Below are 22,023 nucleotides of genomic sequence, written 5' to 3'. Positions count from 1 at the left end.
TTACTTCTTGTAGGAAGTAGCCATGTTGTCGATGCGCTGGTTAGCACGCATAGCTTCTTGCTTGGCTTCTGCAACATCAGCAGCGATCTTGGACTGATCAGCACGAACAGCGCTAACATCTTGAGCCAGTTGGTCAACTTTGTTAGACAGATTCTGAACGGAAGTTTCCAGTTCGCTGGTGTTTGCACAACCGCCCAGCAGAGCGGACAGACCAACAACACCTACCAACAACATTTTTTTCATTTTTAAAGCTCCCTTTAACTCGCCAGACGTTTAGCAAGCGGCGTGATTATGGCATAAAAAAATCAGAGTTTGGATAGGCCCCATCACAGATAAATACATTAAAACCCTCATTTTTTTTCAAACGTACACTTTCTGCGCAAATTTAAGTCAAAAATGAGTGCCCTGGATGAGGTTCGGACAAAGCGTAACCAAAAAATGTACTTATTTCAATTTCGTATGAAGCTCAAGCCGAACGCTCGGCCAATAACTGACGGTATTGCACCAGATCTTCAATAGTCAGTACCGGCATCTGGTGCAGACGACCAAATTCAACCAGATCCGGCAGCCTGGCCATGGAGCCATCGGCCTTGGTCAGCTCGCACAGCACCCCGAACGGTTTGAGCCCGGCCAACTGCATCAGATCCACGGTGGCCTCGGTGTGGCCACGGCGGGTCAGCACGCCGCCGGTGCGGGCTCGCAGGGGGAAGACGTGGCCCGGACGGTGCAGATCGGACGGACGCGCGCCATCGGCGATGGCGGCACGGATGGTGGTGATGCGATCGGCGGCAGAGACCCCGGTTGTCACCCCTTGCGCCGCCTCTATGGTCACGGTAAAGGCGGTCTGGTAGTGGCTGGAGTTCGCCTCCACCATCATGGGCAACTCGAGCTGGCGTACCCGCTCGTCGGTCAGGCAGAGGCAGACGATGCCGGAACACTCACGGATCATCATGGCCATCTGTTCGTTGGTCATGGACTCGGCGGCGAAGATGAGATCCCCTTCGTTCTCCCGATCTTCATCATCGGCCACCAGCACGCCGCGACCGGCACGCAAGGCTGCGAGTGCCGCTTCGACGCGATCGATGGGACCACCAAATTCACTGAGTAGAGACTGATTCATGGTAAGACTCCTAAATAAGACAAGGACCAGAATCAGGGCATGGAAAGGCAGACAGAGATAGGCATGCAGCGGCCAGCCCAGGGGGCATGACCGGCAATATCTGTCTTATCCTCTTTCATCCGGACTGTGACCGTCGGCTCCGGCATCTCACCGGATCTGCTGACCCCGAACCAGGTGGAAACCTGGCTCGGGCGCTCGCGGGCTCCCCGAGTCAAATCGGGATACCGCCGGTGGGGAATTTCACCCCGCCCTGAGAATAAGCGCAGACAGCGTAAAGAAAAAAAGCGCGGGATGCCAGCCAAAAACCCATCAAAGATCAAGGATGCCTCAAGGACCCCATCGCCAGAGCAAGGCGTGGCAAGGGCTCAGAGCACGCTGTCTTTTCGGATTTTATTTGTGGCATAGTGCGAAAAAAGAGTACCAACAAGAATGTGCCGCCAGCGCAGACTCAGGCGCCAACACCACAAACGGAATCATGACAGAGATGGAAAAGAAAATACTGCTGACCGACTGCCCCGATGCCAAGGGGCTCATCGCCAAGATCACCAACATCTGCTACAAGCATCAGCTCAACATCAACAAGAACGACGAATTCGTCGATCGCGAGAACAGCCGCTTCTTCATGCGCACCGAGCTGGAGGGACGCTTCAATGACGAGACCCTGCTGGCGGATCTCGACGACGCCCTGCCCGAAGGGGCCCAGCGTCGACTGGTCAAGGCGGGCAAGAAGCGGATCGTCATCCTGGTAACCAAGGAGACCCACTGCCTCGGCGACATCCTGATGAAGAACTACGCCGGCGCCCTGGACATGGACATTGTGGCGGTCATCGGCAACTACGACACCCTCGCCGAGCTCACCGGCAAGTTTGGCATCCCCTTCCACACCGTCAGCCACGATGATCTGAGCCGCACCGAACACGAGGCCAAGGTCCGGGCCCTCATCGACGGTTATGAGCCAGACTACGTGATCCTCGCCAAGTACATGCGGGTGCTGACGCCGAGTTTCGTGGAGGCCTATCCGTGCAAACTCATCAACATCCACCACTCCTTCCTGCCCGCCTTCATCGGCGCCCGCCCCTACCGTCAGGCGTTCGATCGCGGAGTCAAACTCATCGGTGCCACCGCCCACTTCGTCACCGACGATCTGGATGAAGGCCCCATCATCGAGCAGGACGTGATCCACGTCGGCCACACCTTCAGTGCCGACGACATGGCCAAGGCCGGACGGGATGTGGAAAAATCCGTACTGAGCCGGGCGCTGGAGCTCATGCTGGATGAACGGGTGTTCGTCTACGGCAACAAGACGGTGGTCTTCAAGTCATAAGATCCGCCGACAACAAAAAGGCTCCCGAGGGAGCCTTTTTCGTCGCTGACATTCACTGATGCAACGGCAGGCCGTTGATGCTCATCATGCCCTTGTCGAGTTTGAACTCGGCACTGAGCCCATCCTGCTCCGTCTTCAGATAGCCAACGCCGGTGAACTGGGCCAGCATGGGAGCCAGTTGCGGAACGGCCTTGCCCAACTTGTCGCTGAGTCTGGCGTGCAGCTGGCCGGAGAGGGCGTGCATCCCGGCTTCGCTCTCCATCAACTGTTGCAAGGAGGTCGATGCCAGTTTGGCCTCTCCCTGCACAGAAACGGGCTCGCCGTTGAGCTTGGCGCTGAGATCGGTCAGCTGCAGGGTGGCCCCCCGTTGCAGCAGCTTGTCCAGCGCCTGCCCGATGGCGGCGTCATCCGCCCGTTGGCCGCTCACCGCCTGCAATGCCTGATAACCTTCCAGATCCAGCCCCTTCAAATCCAGATCCAGCTTGCCCTCGGTCAGAACCAGGCTGTCACTCTCGTTCTCCAGATTGAGGGTCGCCACCTTCATCTGGTAGTTGCTGGACAGGGTCTGGGCATCATCGCCGGCAATCTGGGTCGCCGTGGTCAGCCCTTTCAGGCTGATCTTGACGCTCTCGGGCATGGACAACGAGAAGGCGGACAGGGTCGCATCGCTGCGGGGGGAGAGCCAGAGCCCCTGGATCTCGGCCAGATCGGCGCTGCCCTTGAGATCCGCCAGTACCATGTCCATCTTGCTCTGGGCCTCGTGGAAGGTCATCCCCTGCCACTGGAAGGTCATGTGACCGTTACCTTCAAGATCGCCGCTGTAAGTGCCGTTGAGGGGCAGGACACTGAGCTCGTTGAGCCCTTCTTTCACCTTGAATTCCCCGATCCAGAAGCGGCAGCTGTTGCTCATGGTCCAGAGGCTGCTGGCGGATTCCGCCCCCAGTTGCCATTGCTGCATGCCGAGCGCGGTGAAGACGGGCGCCAGGGTCCCCTTAGCGGTATCCAGCAGCAACTGACTCTTGATATAGAGCGGTAGGATACGGTTATCGAAATTGAGCTGCATCTCGATGGGATCGCTCCCCGCCAATTGAGGATCGAGGGTGGCCAGTGCCTGCGGCGTCACCACCACTTTCAACACACCGTCACGGCTGAACAGGTTCTCGCTGCTCGGCAACCAGGTCAGCTCGACCCCGGTCTCCTGGGTCGCCTTGGCGATCTCCTCGGCCAGCATGCGATCGAAGGTCTGTCCGGTATACCAGCAGGCACCCAGCCCACCCGCCACCACTGCCGCACCCACGGCCAGGGCCACTCTCTTCTTCATGTCTGTTTTCTTCTCCAAAGGCGCATGGGCGCAACTCTACGGGGCGAACGGGGCAAGAAGCAAGGGGCTTCCCGGCCCAGGTCCATGTTTTGCAGGTGTCAGATCAAAGCAAGGGGCTGAACAGGTAGAAGATGTTCTCCAGCAGCTTCTTGTACCAGGGGCGGGCCCGCCACTGGGTCAGTGACATCGGCGTCGCCTCCCGCATATAGCCTTGCACCAGCTGCGTCATCTCGGCCACGAACACCGGGTTGTCGACGAGCAGGGTGATCTCGAAGTTGAGCCAGAGGCTGCGCCTGTCGAGGTTGACCGTCCCCACCAGGGCGAAATCATCGTCCACCAGCACGCTCTTGGTGTGCAGCAGACCGGCGTCATAGCGGTAGATCTCGACCCCCGCCTCCAGCAGCTCTTCCATGAAGGCGTTGCAGGCATGATTGGCCATCAGGGAATCATTGCGCGCCGGCAGCACCAGTTGCACCAGTACGCCACGGGCCGCCGCCGAAGAGAGCGCCGCCGCCAGCGGATCGTCCGGCACGAAATAGGGGGTGGTCAGCACCAGATGATGTCGCGCCTGATAGATGGCCAGCAGCAGACTCTGCTGGATGCAGTCGCCACCGACGAAGGGGCCGGAAGGAATGAGCTGGGCGCGATAGTCGGTCTGTGGCCAGGCTTCGGGCTCGTGTTGCAGGCTGTCGAGCAGCCGCTCACCGGTTTCCATCTCCCAATCAGATACAAACGTGGACCACATCAGGGGCACCACGGGGCCCTGCACCCGGATCATGATGTCCACCCACTGACCGACCCCCGCATTCTGTTTGAAGAAGCGGGGATCCACCATGTTCATGGAGCCGGTATAACCGACCTTGTCATCGATCACCACCAGCTTGCGGTGCATGCGCAAGTCCTGGCGCTGGAACGGGATGCGCCAGGCACCGACCGGTAGTACCTCGACCAGCTTGACCCCGGCCTTGCGCAACTGCTTTGGCCAGGCGGAGCGGAAAAAGCCCTTGCTGCCGACGGAATCGAGCAAGACGCGACAGTCCACGCCGCGCTGCGCCACCTCGATCAGGGCCTCGCACACGGCGTCCGCATCTCCGCCCGGGTGCCAGATGTAGAACTCCAGGTAGCAGGATTGGGAAGAGCCGCGAATATCGCGCACTATCTCCTGCAAGATGTCGCCGGGTTTGTGCAGCAAGGTCATCTGGTTGCCGGAGAGCATGGGCATGGCCAGCCGCCCCTGGATGAGATCGTGCAGCGGCTGCGCCTTGCGGCTCACCTCGCTGCAGTGCTCGGGGAAGAGGCGCGCCAGCTGGCGGATCCAGATGGCGTAAGGACGATACATGGCCTGGGCCCGCTCGGCCCGTTTGCGGCCCAGCCTGACCTCCCCAAACAGCACGTAGAAACCGACCCCCGCGAAGGGGATGGCATAGATGAGCGCCAGCCAGGCCAGGGAGACGCCGATGGGGCGCCGCTTCATCACGACCCGCAGCGAGACCCCAGCGACGATCACGGTGTGAAAGAACAGCAGCAACCAACCGAGAAAGCGGGTGAACAACAACTGGATGTCGTATTCCAGACCGTCGAGCAAGGCGACTCCTTGAAACTGTGAGCAAAGGGGGTGGGCAGATCCCACGAGGCCAGAATGGTATGCTGTAGAACAAACCCATTCTATCAGGTCGTTAGCATGATCCTGCAATCAATGCTGTTGAGTCTGGCCATGTTAGGCCAAGGCTCATATGACATCAGTGAGCAGCAAATAAATCAATACCTGCAATCCCAGGTACAAGTGGACAAACAGCTGGAGCTGCCCGGCATCATCAAGGCCCACGTCAAGCTCGAGCAGAGCGATGTGCAGATAGGTCGCCAGGCACCGGACACCGCCAGGGTATTTGGCAAGGGCAAGCTGAAGATAGCCCTGCCGGACAACACCGAATACGATGCGCTGCTGAACATGACCTATGAAGCCAGGCCCCGCTATGACAAGGCCCAGAGCGCACTCTTTCTCGACAACATGAAGTTGATTGACTACAAGCTGGAGCCGGCGGCGGCGGAGCAGAAGTTCGGTTTCATGCTGAGGATGCTGCTGCAGAGCATGGAGAAACGGCTGGAGACCCAGCCCGTCTACAAGCTGGATGACAAGGATCCCAATCAGGCCTGGCTCAAGGACAATCTTCTGGGGCTGGAGCTGTCACCGGGCAAGATCCACCTGCTGACCAAGTCCCAATGACCCTCAGTTGTAGATAGTGGGCATGGCCTCGCGCACCAGCAGATCGATCTGGTAACCCTGTTCGCGCTGCTGGTGATAGAGAGTATGAAGGGGCCCTTCCAGCTCATGCAGAGGCAGGTGGGCGAAACCGGCCTTGAGATAGAAGGGCTTCTCGAACGGCAGGGCATGGCAGATCACCGGCTTGTCCTGCAGATCCGCACAGGCCAGTTGCAACAGGCGGGAACCCAGCCCCAGAGATTGGTAATGGGGCAGCAAGCGGAAGCCACACAGGTGGTAGTACTCCTGCTCATCGCGCAGGCGCACGGCTCCCACCAGCCAGTGAGCATCGCGTACCACGAAGATCCGCTCGGCCAAGTCCGGCACATAGTGGGAGAATGTCGTCTCGTAGTAGTCTCTGATGAGGGAAAGATCCGCATCACAGTACTCTTCGAAGCGAAGCTCCATCGCTCGCTTGCTGATCACACCCATGTCACCCTTGGCCACCCAGGCCCGCTCCTTTCATTCATCGTCCTGCCCCGGTCAACAGATCAGACCAGCGCAACAGCAAGATAACATGGCTTTAACTTACAAAGAAGCCAGTATCCTGCTGACAATGGGTTGTATTTGTTCATGAAACCGCGTCCTGACCGAGTCGGCCTGACACCCTTTCCATCCTACCCATTTCAGGGAGGCATACCATAACCCAGGTCACAAGGCGCGGATATGAAAAGGAAAGGATCTCCATGAACCTCCCCCACCACTGCTTCTCCCTGATTGCACCCCATTGAACCGCTCACAATGACTCCAGGCATTAGGCAGAGCAGTCTGAACATAACCATCCAGGCTTTCCCAGCGCCGCTGGACGCGGCTCATGTCGCTCAGGATGAGGCGACCATGACCTGAACGGCCCTCCCCGGATGACAACAAACACAGTAATGACAAGGCCCCGGCGGTTTCATGCAGGCCGTCACAACTCCCGCGGCTACGCCTTGACCCTGCTCACAAAACAACCATCGCAAAATTGCTGCCGATCGGTCTGGATGGGAGGCTTTGGGTGCCCATTCGGGTATCCAGACAAGGACAGACAATAATGAAAAACACAGCGGGAATCATGGTGATCGCAGGCATGCTGATCGCCCCACTGGCGCAAGCCGATGTCATACTGCACGCCTTCAACTGGCAATACAGCGAAGTCACCGCCAAGGCCGATCTCATCAAGGACGCGGGCTACAGGCAGGTGCTCATCTCGCCGCCCCTCAAGTCCTCGGGCAACGAGTGGTGGGCCCGTTACCAGCCTCAGGATCTGCGACTCGTCGACAGTCCGCTCGGCAACAAGCAGGATCTCGAGCAGCTGATCGCCGCCATGCAGGCCCGCGGCATCGCCGTTTACGCGGACGTGGTGCTCAACCACATGGCCAACGAGAGCTGGAAGCGCAGCGACCTCAACTATCCTGGCGCGGAATTGCTGGGGCAATATGCTGCCAACCCTGATTACTACGGCAGACAACGACTGTTTGGCGACCTGGGGCAGAACTTGCTGTCGGCCTCCGACTTCCACCCCGAGGGCTGCATCACCGACTGGAGCGATCCCGGCCATGTCCAGTACTGGCGGCTGTGTGGCGGCGCCGGCGACAAGGGGCTGCCGGATCTCGATCCCAACAACTGGGTGGTGAGCCAGCAACAGGCCTATCTCCAGGCGCTCAAGGGGATGGGGATCAAGGGCTTTCGGGTCGATGCGGTCAAACACATGAGCGATTACCAGATCAACGCCGTGTTCACCCCCGAGATCAAGCAGGGCATGCACGTGTTTGGGGAGGTGATAACCTCCGGAGGGGCCGGCAGCACGGATTACGAGCGCTTCCTCAAGCCCTACCTCGACAACAGCGGCCAGGGCGCCTATGACTTCCCGCTGTTCGCCTCCCTGCGCGGGGCGCTCGGCTACGGCGGCAGCATGAACCAGCTGGCGGATCCCGGCGCCTACGGCCAGGCCCTGCCGGGCAGCCGGGCGGTCACCTTCGCCATCACCCACGACATCCCCACCAACGATGGCTTCCGCTACCAGATCCTGAACCCGACCGACGAGAAGCTGGCCTATGCCTATCTGCTCGGTCGGGATGGCGGCTCCCCCCTGGTCTATTCGGATCATGGCGAGACCCAGGACAAGGATGGCCTGCGCTGGCAGGACTACTACCTGCGCAGCGACCTCAAGGGGATGATCCGCTTCCACAATGCCGTGCAGGGTCAGCCCATGCAGCTCATCGGCAGTGGCGACTGTTTCGTGCTGTTCAAGCGCGGCAAGCAGGGGTTGGTTGGCGTCAACAAGTGTGACTACGAGCAGGAGTATTGGCTCGACACCGCCAAGTTCGAGCTGAACTGGTATCGCAACTACAAGGACGTGCTGGATCAGAGCGCCGTCATCAATGTGCAGAGCCAGTGGGTGAGGGTCGCCATCCCGGCACGCAGCGCCCGCCTCTGGCTGCTGGAGTAAGCAGGCAAGCACCTTGTCCGAGGCCGCCACTGCGCGGCCTCATTTTTGGGTTTTTCTCGCACCGCGCCACACCGCGGGCTTGTTCTGCCCATCCTCTGATGCTTTACTCAACGGGCGACCAAGGCTTAAGGAGCAAGCCGTTGAAAGCATGGATCTTGCTGGGAGCCCTTCCCCTGATTTCCCTCTCTGTCTGGGGCCAGATGCCATCACCGGCCGAGGTGGTGATCCTGACGACCGAGACCCCCCCCACCATCACGGTGAAACCCGTGGCTACGGTTAAACCAGCACCCGCCGCCGTCTCTGCCCCTGAGCCCGGCCCTGAACTGGCCAAGGCATCGGCCCCGGCGCAGCGCCAGATCCAGGTCTACAAGTCGGTGCAAAAGAACGGGGTGATCCGCTACTCCGACATCATGCCGGATCAGGGTCACTACGAGCTCCTGCAGTTCAACGACTGCTACGCCTGCGATCCCGCCTCCAAGGTCAACTGGCGCACCACAGGCCTCTTCCTCTACGACTACGCCAGCACCATCAAGGCGGCGGCCAAGACCTACAGCGTGGATCCCGCCCTCATCCGGGCGCTCATTCACGCCGAGTCCGCCTTCAACCCTTTGGCGGTCTCCCGCAAGGGGGCCATGGGGCTGACCCAGCTGATGCCCGCCACGGCCCGCGAGCTCGGGGTCGGCAACGCCCTGCTGGCGGAGCAGAACATCTTCGGCGGGGTGAAGTACCTGGCGGGGTTGCTCAAGCAGTACGACGGCAATATCTCCCTAGCCACCGCCGCCTACAACGCCGGTGCCGGCGCCGTGCAAAAACACGGCGGTATTCCGCCCTATGCTGAAACCCGCGCCTATGTGGAGCGGGTCAAGCTGCTGCACCAGCGCTATCGGGATATGCTGCACGCCCAGGGCCTGTAAGCCCTTAGCAAGACAAAAACACGGCGGCATTCCGCCCTATGCCGAGACCCGCGCCTATGTGGCGCGGGTCAAGCTGCTGCACCAGCGCTACCGGGATATGCTGCACGCCCGGGGCCTGTAAGCCCTTAGCAAGACAAAAGCACGGCGGCATCCCTTCCCATCCACCATGCAGAGACCCGCGCCTATGTGGCGCGGGTGCCCTCACTGCCCCGCACCGTTTGTGTTCTCCGTGGTCCGTCACGGCCAGCCCATATTTTCACTGCCCCAGAAAAAACAAAACACGCCCGAGGGCGTGTCGATAGCACACGTTGACTGGCAACGGCTTACTCTTTCGTGGCGACCACGCGATAGGCCAAAGCACCCAGAATGCCACCGACGATCGGCGCCACCCAGAACAACCACAGCTGGCCGATGGCCCAGTCACCAACAAAGAGGGCAACCCCAGTGCTGCGCGCCGGGTTGACCGAGGTGTTGGTCACCGGGATGCTGATGAGGTGGATCAGGGTCAGGCACAGGCCGATGGCGATGGGGGCAAAACCGGCCGGAGCACGGCTGTCGGTGGCACCCATGATGACGAACAGGAAGAAGCCGGTCATCACCACTTCACACACCAGGGCCGCCAGCAGGCTGTAACCGCCCGGGGAGTGCTCGCCATAGCCGTTGGAGGCAAAGCCACCCGCCAGATCGAAACCGGCCTGGCCGCTTGCGATCAGATAGAGCACGGCTGCGGCGGCGATACCGCCCAGCACCTGGGAGACGATGTAGGGCAGCACGCTGGAGGCCGGGAAGCGGCCACCCGCCCACAGACCCACGGTAACGGCCGGGTTCAGGTGGCAACCTGAAATGTGGCCGATGGCATAGGCCATGGTCAGCACGGTCAGACCGAAAGCCAAGGCCACGCCCAGCAGACCGATCCCCACGTTCGGGAAAGCGGCGGCCAGCACGGCGCTGCCACAACCCCCCAGTACCAGCCAGAAGGTACCCATAAACTCAGCTGCAAAAGGTTTCACTCTTATCTCTCCCGCGATGGACGTTGATATGAACGCAAGGCTCATACGGACACTGTTATTCAACAGGCGCCATATTATGGGAGTGTGACAGGGGAAGGCGAAATGGGCGGTTTGAGAGACAAATTGTGATTAGTGTCACAAGTTATTGATTAATTGAGATGATTATCGTCAAGCCAAGACCTTGTTCACAAAGAAATTTTGGATTGGGTGCGACAGATAATGACTCAATCGGGATAAGTCTGACAGAACGGAGCCATCCACCAAGGGCTGGCTCCGGCATCCGGCTTAGCGGTAGCGACCGCGCACCGACCCCGTCGCCCGCCCCGCCATCCGGATCAGGCTCTGCTGGGTATGGAAGTGGCAGAGCGCCACCCCGAGGGCATCCGCCGCATCCGCCTGGGGAGTGGCCGAAAGCTTGAGCAGATGGGTCACCATGTGTTGTACCTGCTCCTTGGCGGCGCCACCGGTGCCCACCACCGCCTGCTTGATCTGGGTCGCCGAGTATTCGCTGACCGGCAGCAAGGCGTTGACCGCCGCGACGATGGCGCTGCCCCTGGCCTGACCAAGCTTCAGGGCAGAGTCCGCGTTGCGCGCCATAAAGACCCGCTCGATGGCGAACTCGTTTGGCTTGAACTGGGTGATAATCTCGCTCACCCCGTCGTAGACTTGCTTCAAGCGTGACGGCAGCTCGCCCAGATCGGTGCGAATGCACCCCGATCCCAGGTACTCCGCCTTGCCGGCCACGATGCGGATGACCCCGTAACCGGTGATCCGCGAACCCGGGTCTATCCCCAAAATAATGCTCATAGATTCGCTATCGCTCTGAAGGCCGTCTCTGGTCGCCAAGATAGCAAACAAGCCGGCGCTTGGCTCGCACGGCGGGCCCCTTCCCCCGCCGACTGCACAGGGAACCGTCATCCCATACAGTGCTATGGCGATTATTTCACCATTCGTCCCGCACTAACCGGCACAGCAGACCCGGAGCGGGTCACTTGCCCGCCATCGCCACCAGTCGCTCGGCCAAGTGATGGCTCTGCAAATAGCTCTCGACAAGCCGCCCATCGGCGCGGCCCGCTGCAATCTGCCCATACCAGTGATCGAGCATCGCCACGAAGCCCCGGCTCGCCAGCGTCGGCTGCCAGTCGTCGGGGGCCAAGGTCTGCACGGTTTTATCGCGGGCCAAGGTGCCCCGGGTGCAGTTCTCGATATGCAGGGAGAGGTTGTCGCCATAGGCATCGATGCGCTCCTCGGTGATGCCGGCGCTGCGGTTCATGCTGCCGCTCACCGCCGTCTGCCCGCTCTGCCAGGTGACGCTCACCCCGGCCAGCTGCTCGGGCTGCTGGGGGCTTCGCCGAAGCACCGCATGGAGATCCCCGTCAGGCGCGCCGCCATAGAAGCAGAGGCTGTCGAGCACATGGATGCAGTCGTCGAACAGGAACTGACGCGGCAACCCAGGCAGGGCATGCCTGTGCTTCTGCCAATGGATCTCGGTGAGTGGCTGATTATCTGAACGGGCGGCGCTCATGGCGGGCAGATAGCGGCGGTTGAAACCCACAAACAGCGGGCAATCCTTCGCAATGGCGAGGTCGGCGAGCGCTTCCACCTCGGCGTAATCAAAACAGAGCGGCTTGTCCACGAAGGTGGGGATGCCCGCTTGCAGGCACTGGCGGGCCAGCGCGAAGTGCACAGCGGTGGCTGCGTGGATCATCACGGCGTCCGGGCGGCTCGCCAGCAGCGCATCCACCTCGGTGAAGCACTCGGCAATGCGATACTGGCGGGCCAATTTGCCCAATACCTCCGGGCTGCGGGTGCAGAGCAGCGGGGTGACTCGCTCATCGCTCGCGAGCAGCGGCAGATAGGCTTTCTGGGCGATATCACCAAGACCTACGAGGGCAATGCGCATGGGAACTCCTTGCCTAGTTGTCTGATAGTAGGGGACCAGAGCAGCAAGGTAACACGTCCCCGCCCCTTGGCGAACCGGGCAAGACCCCGGATGGGAGGCGCTTCACAGCTCCCTGATCTGCAAGGAAAAACAGGCGAAGATCTGAAACGGGCAGCGGGGGCCGAGATTCCCAAGTCACCGGCGTCTGGCTAAGATGAGCGCTTCACGTGATACCCCATCAAGGAAGACCATGAGCACTTCGACCCTTCACTCTCTGTTTCGCTACAAGGCCTGGGCCGACGGTGAACTGCTGGATGCCCTCGCCATCCTGGACTCGCAGCAATATGCCGAGGCGCACCACACGGCCCTTCGCATCTTCAACCATATCCATGTGGTCGATGCCATCTTCAAGAGCAATCTGCTGGGAGAGCCTCACGGCTTCAGTGCCACCAATACCCTGGAGACGCCGACCCTGGCTGAATTGCACAGTGCCATCGGCAAGCTGGATGCCTGGTATCTGGATTACGTTGCAAACCTTCGACAATCAGATGGCGAGGCCGTGCTCTCGTTCAACTTTGTGGATGGGGACAGGGGACAGATGAGCCGCGCCGAGATGCTGCTGCACCTGGTGACCCACGGCGGTTATCACAGGGGAACTATCGGGCGGCTTCTGGTGCAGTGCGGCATCACGCCGCCGCGGGATACCCTGACCGCCTTCCTGCATCGCAGCGAACCCGAACGTCGCGGCGGCTAAGCAATAAATAAAACGAGGGCGACCCTTGTCGCCCTCTACTCTGGGGATTTGACCTGCTCTCTGGCATCGAGCCACTTGCCGACTCTGGCTCCGAGCTCGGAGCAGATCATGGCGCTGATCATGGCCCCGATCATCCGGTTCATATCGGAGATCTCTTTTGCTTCAAGGAGCAGGGGCGCGATCAGGTTAAAGGCAATAAGCCCCATCACCAGCCCGAGCCCGCTGCCCACCTTCTCCCTGCGGGATCGCATCTTTAACGCCATCTGATTGCACCTGTTGGAGTGAGATAAAGAGGCACCTATCGCCCCTGCCGATCTACCCGGCAAGATAACAAAGCCACCCCCGATGGGGACAGTCATCTTTTGGGGAAATGAAAATAGCCACATATGCCCTTTCAAATCCATTTGCTGATCCAGTTCAAAAAACTATGAAATTCTGATGGTTACAGCATTTTAAGGCTCGCTCAGAAAGTTTCGTTTGGCTCACCATAGCCATCCAGAACCTGTTGAACTGCGATGGGTTGCTGCCAGCTCGGGTCAAGGGAGTATATTGGAAGCTGTAATCCACGGGCGGTAGCGTGAGATTTGGTGACGTTACGCCTAATACAAAAAGGTGGGTGTCCCAGCGTCCTACCCTCCGATGCCATATCGGCTCTTGAAGCTGGCTGAGGGGCATGGGTAATCAGGTCAAGACATGTGGAATATCTGAATCCTTCATCAAACACGAGAAATTTAAGAATGACAAAATCACCACAAACAGTAACAGATATTGCACCTAATACCCCCCCTACTTGCTTTGTTATTATGCCTATTTCAAATCAGCCTGGATATGATCCTGACCACTTCACCCTTGTTTATCAAGACATAATAAAACCAGCTATTGAGTTAGCTAATATGATTCCTGTTAGAGCAGATGAAACAAAAAACACAAATCTCATACAACTAGACATATTAAAAACGTTATCGCTTCAGATATAGCAATTTGTGATATGAGTGCCAAAAACCCAAATGTTTTTTATGAGTTAGGTGTGCGGCAAGCATTTGATAAACCAACCGTTTTAATGATAGACGATTCAACCGGAGCACCATTTGACGTTTCAAGTCTACGATACGTAAATTATAGCAAAGGAATGAAATATCGTGATGTCAAGGTTGCAATAGCAAAATTAGCTGAGACTTTAAAGGATACATACGCCAAACGTGCGGATAAAAATGAAATAAACTCATTGATTAGATTGTTAGAATTAACTTCACCAGCCCAACTTGGTCAAGCAGATCTAAGCGCGGAAGCAAAAGCAAATCTTTTGAATGAGTTACAATATTCAGAAATAATGAATGCAATACAGCGCATACAACAAGAACAAATGATGCTTTTAAATGAAATTAAATACCCTGCACCATCTAATTTCGACAGGGAATATAATAACATTATCGAAACAAATAAAATCAAAATTACTAAAAGAGACATTGATGAATATTTTAAAAGAACACTGAAGAATAATAATGAATCATTTGTAAGCGAGTCTAAAAATACATAACCGATATAAATCTAAAAACAGTCATAATCAAACTAAAAAACATATCCGAAGTAGCCATAAAAAAGGCGACCATCTGGTCGCCTTTTTCTTTTCTATCGCCTTGCTAATCAGCAAATATCACCGCGCCGGTCGCTTGGCACCATTGTCGTTGGCCGCAGGCTTGCCGCCTTGAGTAGCGGGTTTGGCACCCGGCTTGGCAGAGCCGGCACGGGTCGGGGCCTTGCCCTTGTGAGCAGGTTTGCCGGTCGGTTTACCCTGACTTGCGCCCTGCCCAGCCCCCTGTGCGGCAGACTTGCCGTTACCCAAGCCTTTCTGGAGCTGAGACCTCACCGGCTTGCCATTGCCCGCCTTGCCGCCGTTTCTGCTGGCCGCCGGGGCATTGCCTGCGCCAGCCCCGTTACTACGCTGATGGGTGATGGCACTGTGGCGGGTCAGGGCCGGTTTCAGGCCTTTGTTGCGGCTGCGCTCGGCCTTGGCCTCGCCGCGCCCTTCCGGCGGCACCAGGCAGTCGGGGCCGTTACCGATGAGGTGACCCTTACCCATCTCGAGAAGAGCCTCGCGGATCATGGGCCAACCAGCCGGATCGTGGTAGCGCAGCAGCGCCTTGTGCAGGCGACGGCGACGCTCCCCTTTCACCACGAACACGTCCCCACCCTGGCGGCTCACCTTGTTGAGCGGGTTTTTCTCGGTGTAATACATGGTGGTGGCGTTCGCGAGCGGCGACGGGTAGAAGTTCTGCACCTGATCCAGCTTGAAGCGGTTCGTTTTTACCCAGAGCGCCATGTTCACCATGTCCTCATCGGTCGTGCCCGGGTGGGCGGAGATGAAGTAGGGGATCAGGTACTGCTGCTTGCCCGCCTCTTTGGAGTACTTGTCGAACAGCTCCTTGAAGCTGTAGTAGCTGCCCATGCCCGGCTTCATCATCTTGGAGAGCGGGCCCTCCTCGGTGTGCTCCGGCGCGATCTTGAGGTAGCCGCCGACGTGGTACTTGGCGAGCTCCTTGATGTAGCGCGGATCTTCCACGGCGATGTCGTAGCGCACCCCGGAGGCGATCAAAATCTTCTTGATCCCCTTCACATCCCGCGCCTTGCGATAGAGATCGATGGTCGGGGTATGGTCGGTGTCCATGTGCGGGCAGATGGTCGGCCAGACGCAGGAGGCGCGGCGGCAGGTCTGCTCGGCCTTGGGGCTCTTGCAGCGCAGCTTGTACATGTTGGCGGTGGGACCGCCGAGATCCGAGATGACACCGGTGAAGCCCGGCACCTTGTCGCGGATCTCTTCGATTTCTTTGATGATCGACTCTTCCGAGCGGCTCTGGATGATGCGCCCCTCGTGCTCGGTGATGGAGCAGAAGGAGCAGCCGCCGAAGCAGCCACGCATGATGTTGACCGAGGTCTTGATCATCTCGTAAGCCGGGATCTTCTCGTTGCCATAGGCCGGGTGTGGCACCCGCTGGTACGGCAGACCGAACACCCCGTCCATCTCGTCGGTCTCGAGCGGGAAGGCGGGCGGGTTGACCCAGATGATGCGATCGCCATGAGCCTGGGCCAGAGCGCGGGCGCAGCCGGGGTTGGTCTCGTGGTGCAGGATGCGAGACGCATGGGCGTAGAGCACCTTGTCTTCCTTCACCCGCTCGAACGCCGGCAGCTTGACGTAGGTCTTCTCCCAGGGCTTTTGCTTCGGTGGCTGCACCAGCACGGGCTTGGCCTCCTGCTCTACCGGCGCCGTACCCTCGTCGTCAGAGCAAGGCGCCCCTTCCATATAGGGGTTCATGATGGGATCGATGCGGCCGATCTGATCCAGCTTGCTCGAATCCACCCCGCGCCATTCGGGCAGCGGCTCCTTGCGGATCACCGCGGTGCCGCGGATGTCCTGCATGGTCTCCATGGTCTCGCCGCCTGCGATACGGTGCGCCACCTCGATGAGCGGCCGCTCGGCGTTGCCGTAGATGAGGATGTCGGCCTTGGCGTCGATGAGGATGGAGCGGCGTATGGTCTCGGACCAGTAGTCGTAGTGGGCGATGCGGCGCAGGGACGCCTCTATGCCACCGATGACCACCGGCACCTCTTTGTAAGCCTCCTTGCAGCGCTGGGTGTAGACCAGGGTCGCACGATCCGGCCGCTTGCCACCCACGTCGCCGGGGGTGTAGGCGTCGTCGTGGCGCAGCTTCTTGTCGGAGGTATAGCGGTTGATCATGGAGTCCATGTTGCCCGCGGTCACCCCGTAGAAGAGGTTCGGCTTGCCCAGACGCATGAAGTCATCCTTCGATGACCAGTCCGGCTGGGCGATGATGCCGACCCGAAAGCCCTGGGACTCCAGCATGCGGCCGATGACCGCCATGCCGAAGCTCGGGTGATCCACGTAGGCGTCACCGGTCACCAGCACGATATCGCAGCTGTCCCAGCCGAGCTTGTCCATCTCCTTGCGAGACATGGGCAAGAAGGGCGCCGTGCCGTAGCACTCGGCCCAGTAGCGGGGATAGGAGAAGAGAGGGGTAACCGGCTGCATTTTGAACACCTGGAACAATTCGGGTCGCGCATTATACCGGGCACATCAGCCCGGATCGATGGCTTTTTGCCCCCACCATTCGCAGGGTCAGCCCGGGAAGCAGGGCGTCTCTCGCAGGCTGCCCCTCCTCACGGGCCGCGAGAATCTACCCCAGCGGGCGGGCGAGTGCGAATCGGTGATGGTGGCGCAGCAGCAGCTGATAACCCCCCAGCAAACACCAGATGAGGGCGGGGATCAGAAAAACCGGATGGGTCGAGAAGCGCAGCATCAGCACACCGAGCAGGATCAGGGCGAAGGGACGGCTCTCGTAGAGCCAGTGAGGCCAGCTGCGCTGATGGGGCTGGCGCTGCTTGTCCTGGCGGCGATGGGCACCGCGCCTGAACCAGACGAGGGAGCCGGCAAGGTAGAGGGCCAGCCCCGCCAGCAGCAGGGTTGACTGCCCGGCGAACCCCAGCAAGCATAAACCGCTGCCCAGATACAGGAAAGGCAGCGGCTCGTAGATCACGGATGGCAACATGATGGGTGGTCTCGATATTGAGCTGGTCACATAGTAACCACCTCACATCAGGGAGCCACCCTCTTTCGCCATCCCGACCCCAGATGGGGGGCGCGCACTAGGCGGTCGGCTTGTCTCTGGTCGTCGGCGACGCTGGCGTCTGGTCGAGCTGCGTGGCCGCCTCGGCAGTCGACGGCGCCTGCGCCATCACCACCAGCTCCCCCGCCAGCGCCGCGTTCACCTGTTGATCCCGCGCCCCCGTCATCCCCGCCCGCTTGGCCAGCAGGTGGTAGATGGCGGGCACCATCAGCAGGGTCACCAGGGTCGCCAGGGACAAGCCGAAGAACACCACAGTCCCCACGGCCATCCGGCTCTCGTACCCCGCGCCCATGGAGATCATCAGGGGCACGGCGCCGATGATGGCGGTGAGCGAAGTCATCAGGATGGGGCGCAGACGGCGCACCGAGCCTGCGATGATCGCCTCCTCAAACGTCTCCCCCCGCTGGCGCAACTGGTTGATGAACTCGACGATGAGGATGCCGTTCTTGGTCACCATGCCGATCAACATGATCATGCCGATCTGGCTGTAGATGCTGAGCTCCTGCCCGGTGAGCCAGAGCCCCAGCAGGCCGCCGAAGATGCCAAGGGGCACGGTCACCATCACCACGGTCGGGGTCACCAGGCTCTCGAACTGCGCCACCAGCACCAGATAGACCACCAGCAGGGCTAAGCCAAACACCAGCGCCATCTCGCCCTGGTTGTCGCGATAGTCCTTGGACTCGCCGGCGTAGTCCACCGACATGCCGGTGGGCAGATGGTCGGCGGCCCAGCCATCGAGGAAGTCGAGCGCCTCCCCCAGGGTGTGGCCGGGGGCCAGATCCGCGGTGAGGGCGATGGCCTTCTGGCGCTGGTAGTGGTTCAGGCGCTGGGGGCTCGCCACCTGTTTGATGGTGGCCAGCGTCGATAGGCTCACCATCTCGCCGCTCGCCGCCTTCAGATAGATGCGGCTGATGTCGGAGATGCCGTTGAAGTCGTTCTGGTTCGCACGCAGGTAGACGTCATACTCCTCCCCCCTGTCCACATAGGTGGTCTGGCTGACCCCGCCGAGCAGGGCCTGCAGCGAACTCGCCACCGTGGAGACCGGGATGCCGAGCTGGCTGGCCCGATCCCGCTCTATGGTCACCTGCAGCTCCGGGGTCTTCTCGGCGTAGTCGAGATCCGGTGCCAGCATCAGGCCGCTCTGGCTCGCCGCCTGTTGCAGGGCCAGGCCCTGCTGGTAAATTTCTGCGTAATCCGAACCCTGCAGCACGAACTGCACGGCGGCGGTGGAGCCCCCCCGGAACCCGGGCTGGAAGGTGCGGATCATCACATCCGGAATGCCGGCGAGGCGACCGCTCAGGGAGCGGCCGAACTCGGTGGCGGTCTCGTCCCGCATCGCCCAGTCGGTGAGCTGGATGATGGCAAGACCGGTCTGATCCCCGCCGCGCCCGAATGCCGGGGTGCTGAAGCTCACGGCCTGCACCACGCCCTTGCCGAGCAGGGGCATGATGGCGGCTTCGACCTGTTCCATGTTGCGCTTCATCCGCTCGATGCTGGTGCCTTCCGCCCCTTTCACGAACACATAGAGCACCCCCCTGTCCTCGGTCGGGGTCAGGCTCGCCGGCAACTTGCCAAACAGGGCGCCGATGCCGCCAAGGCAGAGCAGCAGCACCAGCGGCGTCCAGACGGAGCGGCGCAGCACCCAGCCCAGCAGGCGCCGGTAGTGCGACTCCACCCAGCTGAGGCCCGCGTCCAGCCTGGCGGTAAGGGGATTCGGCTTGTCTACGGCGCGCATCAGCCAGGAGCCCATGGCCGGGGTCAGGGTCAGCGCCACCAGGGAGGAGAAGAGCACGGCCAGCGATAGCAGGATGGCGAACTCGGTAAAGAGCCGCCCCACCATGCCATCCATGAAGGCGATGGGCACGAACACCATCACCAGCACGGCGGTGGTGGCGATGACCGCGAAGCCCACTTCCCGGGTGCCATGCCAGGCGGCCATCAGGGGGGATTCCCCCCGCTGCAGGTGGTGATGGATGTTCTCCACCACCACGATGGCGTCATCCACCACCAGACCGATGGCGAGAATGAGCGCCAGCAGGGTGATGAGGTTGATGGAAAAACCGAGGTACCAGGCGCCGATGAAGGCGGAGATGAGGGAGACCGGCACCGTGATGGCGGGGATCAGGGTGGTGCGCCCCTGCCCGAGGAACAGGTAGAGCACGGCCACCACCAGCAGGGCGCAGATGGCGAGGGTCTCGTACACCTCGTGGATCGCCTGCTTGATAAAGATGGTGGAGTCATAATCCACTTCCAGACTGGCCCCTTCTGGCAGAAAACGCTGCATTTCAGTCATCTTCCGCTCGATCCCCTGGGCCACCGCGAGGGGGTTGGCGGTGGACTGGGCGACGATGCCGATCCCCAGACTCTCGCGACCGTTGCGCTGATAGGCGCTGTCTTCGTTCTTGGCCCCCACTTCCACGTCGGCGATGTCCGCCAGATAGATGCTCTGACCGTTGCTGGCGGTTGTCACCGGCAATGAGCGGAAATCCTCGGCACTGTGATAGAGCCGGGCAATCTGCACCGCCATGGTCATGCTGTTGTTGCGAATTTCCCCCCCCGGCAGCTCGATATTCTCCCGCTTGAGGGCATCCTGCACATCCGCCACCGTGATGCCACGGGCCGCCATGTCGGCGGGGCGCAGCCGCACATACATCACCTGGCTCAGATCCCCGGAGAGGGAGACCTCGCTCACCCCGTCCACCAGACTCAGGGAGTCCACCAGCATGCGGTTCGCGTAATCCGTCATGGCGGTGCGATCCATCTGGGTGCTGCTGAAATTCAGCCAGATGGCCACGTCCCCGTTGCCGTTGTCCTTGGTGACCATGGGTTCGTCCACCTCATCCGGCAGCTTGGGCCGGGCACGGGAGATGGCGTCGCGCACATCCGAGGTACCCTCCAGCATGTTCCAGCCGAGATTGAACTCCACGGTGATCATGGAGCGCCCCTTGCGGGTCACCGAGTTGATGTTCTTGATGCCGCTGATGCCGGAGAGCTGATCCTCGATGGGCTTGGTGACCTGGCTCTCCATGACCTCGGGGGCGGCCCCGTCATAGGTGGTGGTGATGGAGACGGATGGCGTCTGCACGTCCGGCATCTCCCGCACCGTCAACTTGCTGAACGCCACCAGACCAAACACCGTGAGCAGGGCGCTGATGACCACCGCCACCAAGGGGCGGCGTACTGACATATCGGAGAGCCACATCAGCCTTTCACCTCAGCCAGATCCTGCACCAGGGCACCGTCACGCAAATTGACCAGCCCCTCCACCGCGATGCGATCCCCGACGCTCAGCCCCTTGATCACCCACACGTCTTCGCCGTGGGTATCGCCGAGCTCCACCGGGATGCGTTTGACATGGCCGTCCGCCTCCAGGCGATAGACATAGCGCAGCTCACCGGCGTACTCCACCGACTGGGCCGGGATCAGGGTCATCTTCTGGGCGGGCAGGGAGAGATCCACGTTCATCAGCATGCCGGGCCGCAACTGCCCGCTGGCATTGGGAAGAATGACTCGGGCCTTGATGTTCTGGGTCTCGCTGGAGATGCGGCTGTCCAGGGTTTCCAGCACGCCGGAGAAGGATTGATCCGGCCAGGCGGAGCTGGTCGCCGTCACCGTCATGCCGGGCTTGAGCAGGGAGAGATAGCGCTCGGGCACGGCCAGATCGAGGCGAAGCTTGGCCAGTTCATCGAGGTGCAGCAAGACATCGCCGCTGTTGACCAGGGCCCCCTCGCTCAAGTCGATGAGGCTGACGGTGCCGTCAAAGGGCGCCGTCAGGGTGCGCAGAGAGAGTTCATAGCGGGCCGCATCGACCCGGGCTTGGGCCTGGGCGACGATGGCCTCCTGCCCCTCCAGCTCGGAGGTGGTGATGGCCCCGCGCGCCACCAGTTTGCGCATGTCCCGCAACTTGCGGCTCTCGTCGCGCACGCTGGCGCTCTGTTCGGCGAGCTCCGCCTCCTGCTTGCCCGTATCCAGGGCGATCAGCGTCTGCCCCTGCTTGACCTGCTGGCCGGAGCGCACCGCGATATTGACGATACGACCGGTCACCTCGGGGCTCACCACCACGGAGCGGTTGGCCGCCAGCTTGCTGACCAGCTTGATGGAGGGTTCGGCCAAGCTCTGCTTGACCGTCTCGGCGCGGATGCTGAGGGCTTTTGGCTGATGCACGCTGACCGGCCCGGGTTGCCGTGCATACCAGGCCGCTGCCGCCAGCAGCAGGAGAAGGGGAAAGAGCCACAGCCAGATGCGCATTTTCATCAAACGATCCATGAATTAAGAGAATGAGAGAGATACTTCATCAATGATGGCACCATGTTACCCCCTGAATATGCCGTGACTATGTAGAAATGTGACAAATCGTAACGGCGATG

General features: G+C 60.3%; 20 protein-coding genes and 1 riboswitch. Of the genes, 7 read left to right on the top strand and 13 right to left on the bottom strand.

The window, feature by feature from the left end:
* Entirely contained in the window at positions 1-243 is a 243-nt protein-coding gene (locus ABNP46_RS05815; RefSeq protein WP_010634682.1) for an Lpp/OprI family alanine-zipper lipoprotein, read from the bottom strand.
* A gap of 223 nt (positions 244-466) precedes the next feature.
* Entirely contained in the window at positions 467-1,120 is a 654-nt protein-coding gene (gene ribB / locus ABNP46_RS05810) for a 3,4-dihydroxy-2-butanone-4-phosphate synthase (RefSeq protein ID WP_349921474.1), read from the bottom strand.
* A 103-nt stretch (positions 1,121-1,223) separates the two neighbouring features.
* A riboswitch (FMN riboswitch) is annotated at positions 1,224-1,382 on the bottom strand.
* A 222-nt stretch (positions 1,383-1,604) separates the two neighbouring features.
* On the opposite strand from ribB, the gene purU reads away from it, so the two are divergent.
* Complete coding sequence (purU, locus tag ABNP46_RS05805) at positions 1,605-2,444, top strand: formyltetrahydrofolate deformylase (RefSeq protein ID WP_349921473.1); 840 nt, start codon at positions 1,605-1,607, stop codon at positions 2,442-2,444.
* A 52-nt stretch (positions 2,445-2,496) separates the two neighbouring features.
* Here the strand turns inward: purU and ABNP46_RS05800 are convergent, their stop codons facing one another.
* Both ABNP46_RS05800 and cls read right to left on the bottom strand, forming a co-directional pair.
* Positions 2,497-3,765 carry a DUF945 family protein gene (locus ABNP46_RS05800; RefSeq protein WP_349921472.1) on the bottom strand — a complete coding sequence of 423 codons (1,269 nt, stop codon included), beginning with the start codon at positions 3,763-3,765 and terminating at the stop codon, positions 2,497-2,499.
* A gap of 103 nt (positions 3,766-3,868) precedes the next feature.
* On the bottom strand, positions 3,869-5,350 hold the full coding sequence (cls, locus tag ABNP46_RS05795) for a cardiolipin synthase (RefSeq protein ID WP_349921471.1): 1,482 nt from the start codon (positions 5,348-5,350) through the stop codon (positions 3,869-3,871).
* A gap of 96 nt (positions 5,351-5,446) precedes the next feature.
* Between cls and ABNP46_RS05790 the strand changes: the two genes are divergently transcribed.
* The gene (locus tag ABNP46_RS05790) at positions 5,447-5,989 is read left to right on the top strand and encodes a DUF1439 domain-containing protein (protein ID WP_349921470.1); all 543 of its coding nucleotides are present in this window, start codon (positions 5,447-5,449) and stop codon (positions 5,987-5,989) included.
* A gap of 3 nt (positions 5,990-5,992) precedes the next feature.
* On the opposite strand, the gene ABNP46_RS05785 is transcribed toward ABNP46_RS05790, so the two are convergent.
* On the bottom strand, positions 5,993-6,433 hold the full coding sequence (locus ABNP46_RS05785) for a GNAT family N-acetyltransferase (protein WP_349922398.1): 441 nt from the start codon (positions 6,431-6,433) through the stop codon (positions 5,993-5,995).
* Between the two features lie 625 nt (positions 6,434-7,058).
* Here ABNP46_RS05785 and ABNP46_RS05780 point away from each other — a divergent pair.
* Complete coding sequence (locus ABNP46_RS05780; RefSeq protein WP_349921469.1) at positions 7,059-8,456, top strand: alpha-amylase family protein; 1,398 nt, start codon at positions 7,059-7,061, stop codon at positions 8,454-8,456.
* Positions 8,457-8,608: 152 nt separating this feature from the next.
* Positions 8,609-9,370 (top strand): lytic transglycosylase domain-containing protein, encoded by a 762-nt coding sequence (locus ABNP46_RS05775; RefSeq protein WP_349922397.1) that lies wholly within the window; start codon positions 8,609-8,611, stop codon positions 9,368-9,370.
* 323 nt (positions 9,371-9,693) lie between these two features.
* Here the strand turns inward: ABNP46_RS05775 and aqpZ are convergent, their stop codons facing one another.
* The 3 genes from aqpZ to ABNP46_RS05755 form a co-directional block, all read right to left on the bottom strand.
* The gene (gene aqpZ / locus ABNP46_RS05765; protein ID WP_349921468.1) at positions 9,694-10,380 is read right to left on the bottom strand and encodes an aquaporin Z; all 687 of its coding nucleotides are present in this window, start codon (positions 10,378-10,380) and stop codon (positions 9,694-9,696) included.
* Positions 10,381-10,665: 285 nt separating this feature from the next.
* Positions 10,666-11,187: a crossover junction endodeoxyribonuclease RuvC gene (gene ruvC / locus ABNP46_RS05760; RefSeq protein WP_349921467.1), complete on the bottom strand. Its 522-nt coding sequence runs from the start codon at positions 11,185-11,187 to the stop codon at positions 10,666-10,668.
* Between the two features lie 181 nt (positions 11,188-11,368).
* Entirely contained in the window at positions 11,369-12,283 is a 915-nt protein-coding gene (locus ABNP46_RS05755) for a Gfo/Idh/MocA family protein (protein ID WP_349921466.1), read from the bottom strand.
* 229 nt (positions 12,284-12,512) lie between these two features.
* On the opposite strand from ABNP46_RS05755, the gene ABNP46_RS05750 reads away from it, so the two are divergent.
* A complete protein-coding gene (locus tag ABNP46_RS05750) occupies positions 12,513-13,016 on the top strand; it encodes a DinB family protein (RefSeq protein ID WP_349921465.1) in 504 nt (167 codons plus the stop codon).
* Positions 13,017-13,051: 35 nt separating this feature from the next.
* Here the strand turns inward: ABNP46_RS05750 and ABNP46_RS05745 are convergent, their stop codons facing one another.
* On the bottom strand, positions 13,052-13,279 hold the full coding sequence (locus ABNP46_RS05745) for a hypothetical protein (RefSeq protein WP_349921464.1): 228 nt from the start codon (positions 13,277-13,279) through the stop codon (positions 13,052-13,054).
* A 474-nt stretch (positions 13,280-13,753) separates the two neighbouring features.
* Between ABNP46_RS05745 and ABNP46_RS05740 the strand changes: the two genes are divergently transcribed.
* Positions 13,754-13,993, top strand: a complete 240-nt coding sequence (locus tag ABNP46_RS05740; protein ID WP_349921463.1) for a hypothetical protein — start codon at positions 13,754-13,756, stop codon at positions 13,991-13,993.
* A gap of 11 nt (positions 13,994-14,004) precedes the next feature.
* On the top strand, positions 14,005-14,553 hold the full coding sequence (locus ABNP46_RS05735) for a hypothetical protein (protein WP_349921462.1): 549 nt from the start codon (positions 14,005-14,007) through the stop codon (positions 14,551-14,553).
* A gap of 117 nt (positions 14,554-14,670) precedes the next feature.
* Here the strand turns inward: ABNP46_RS05735 and ABNP46_RS05730 are convergent, their stop codons facing one another.
* The 4 genes from ABNP46_RS05730 to ABNP46_RS05715 form a co-directional block, all read right to left on the bottom strand.
* The gene (locus tag ABNP46_RS05730; RefSeq protein ID WP_349921461.1) at positions 14,671-17,061 is read right to left on the bottom strand and encodes a YgiQ family radical SAM protein; all 2,391 of its coding nucleotides are present in this window, start codon (positions 17,059-17,061) and stop codon (positions 14,671-14,673) included.
* Positions 17,062-17,206: 145 nt separating this feature from the next.
* Positions 17,207-17,578, bottom strand: coding sequence for a hypothetical protein (locus ABNP46_RS05725; RefSeq protein WP_349921460.1), 372 nt, complete (start codon positions 17,576-17,578; stop codon positions 17,207-17,209).
* 97 nt (positions 17,579-17,675) lie between these two features.
* A complete protein-coding gene (locus ABNP46_RS05720; protein ID WP_349921459.1) occupies positions 17,676-20,858 on the bottom strand; it encodes an efflux RND transporter permease subunit in 3,183 nt (1,060 codons plus the stop codon).
* Positions 20,858-21,922 (bottom strand): efflux RND transporter periplasmic adaptor subunit, encoded by a 1,065-nt coding sequence (locus ABNP46_RS05715; protein WP_434476180.1) that lies wholly within the window; start codon positions 21,920-21,922, stop codon positions 20,858-20,860. The genes ABNP46_RS05720 and ABNP46_RS05715 overlap by 1 nt, the downstream gene beginning before the upstream one ends.
* Positions 21,923-22,023: the final 101 nt, after the last annotated feature.

This window comes from Aeromonas veronii, assembly GCF_040215105.1.
GTDB classification, from domain to species: Bacteria; Pseudomonadota; Gammaproteobacteria; order Enterobacterales; family Aeromonadaceae; genus Aeromonas; species Aeromonas veronii_G.
The sequence above is the reverse complement of the archived record's forward strand: the minus strand, read 5'-3'. Positions and strand labels throughout refer to the sequence as shown.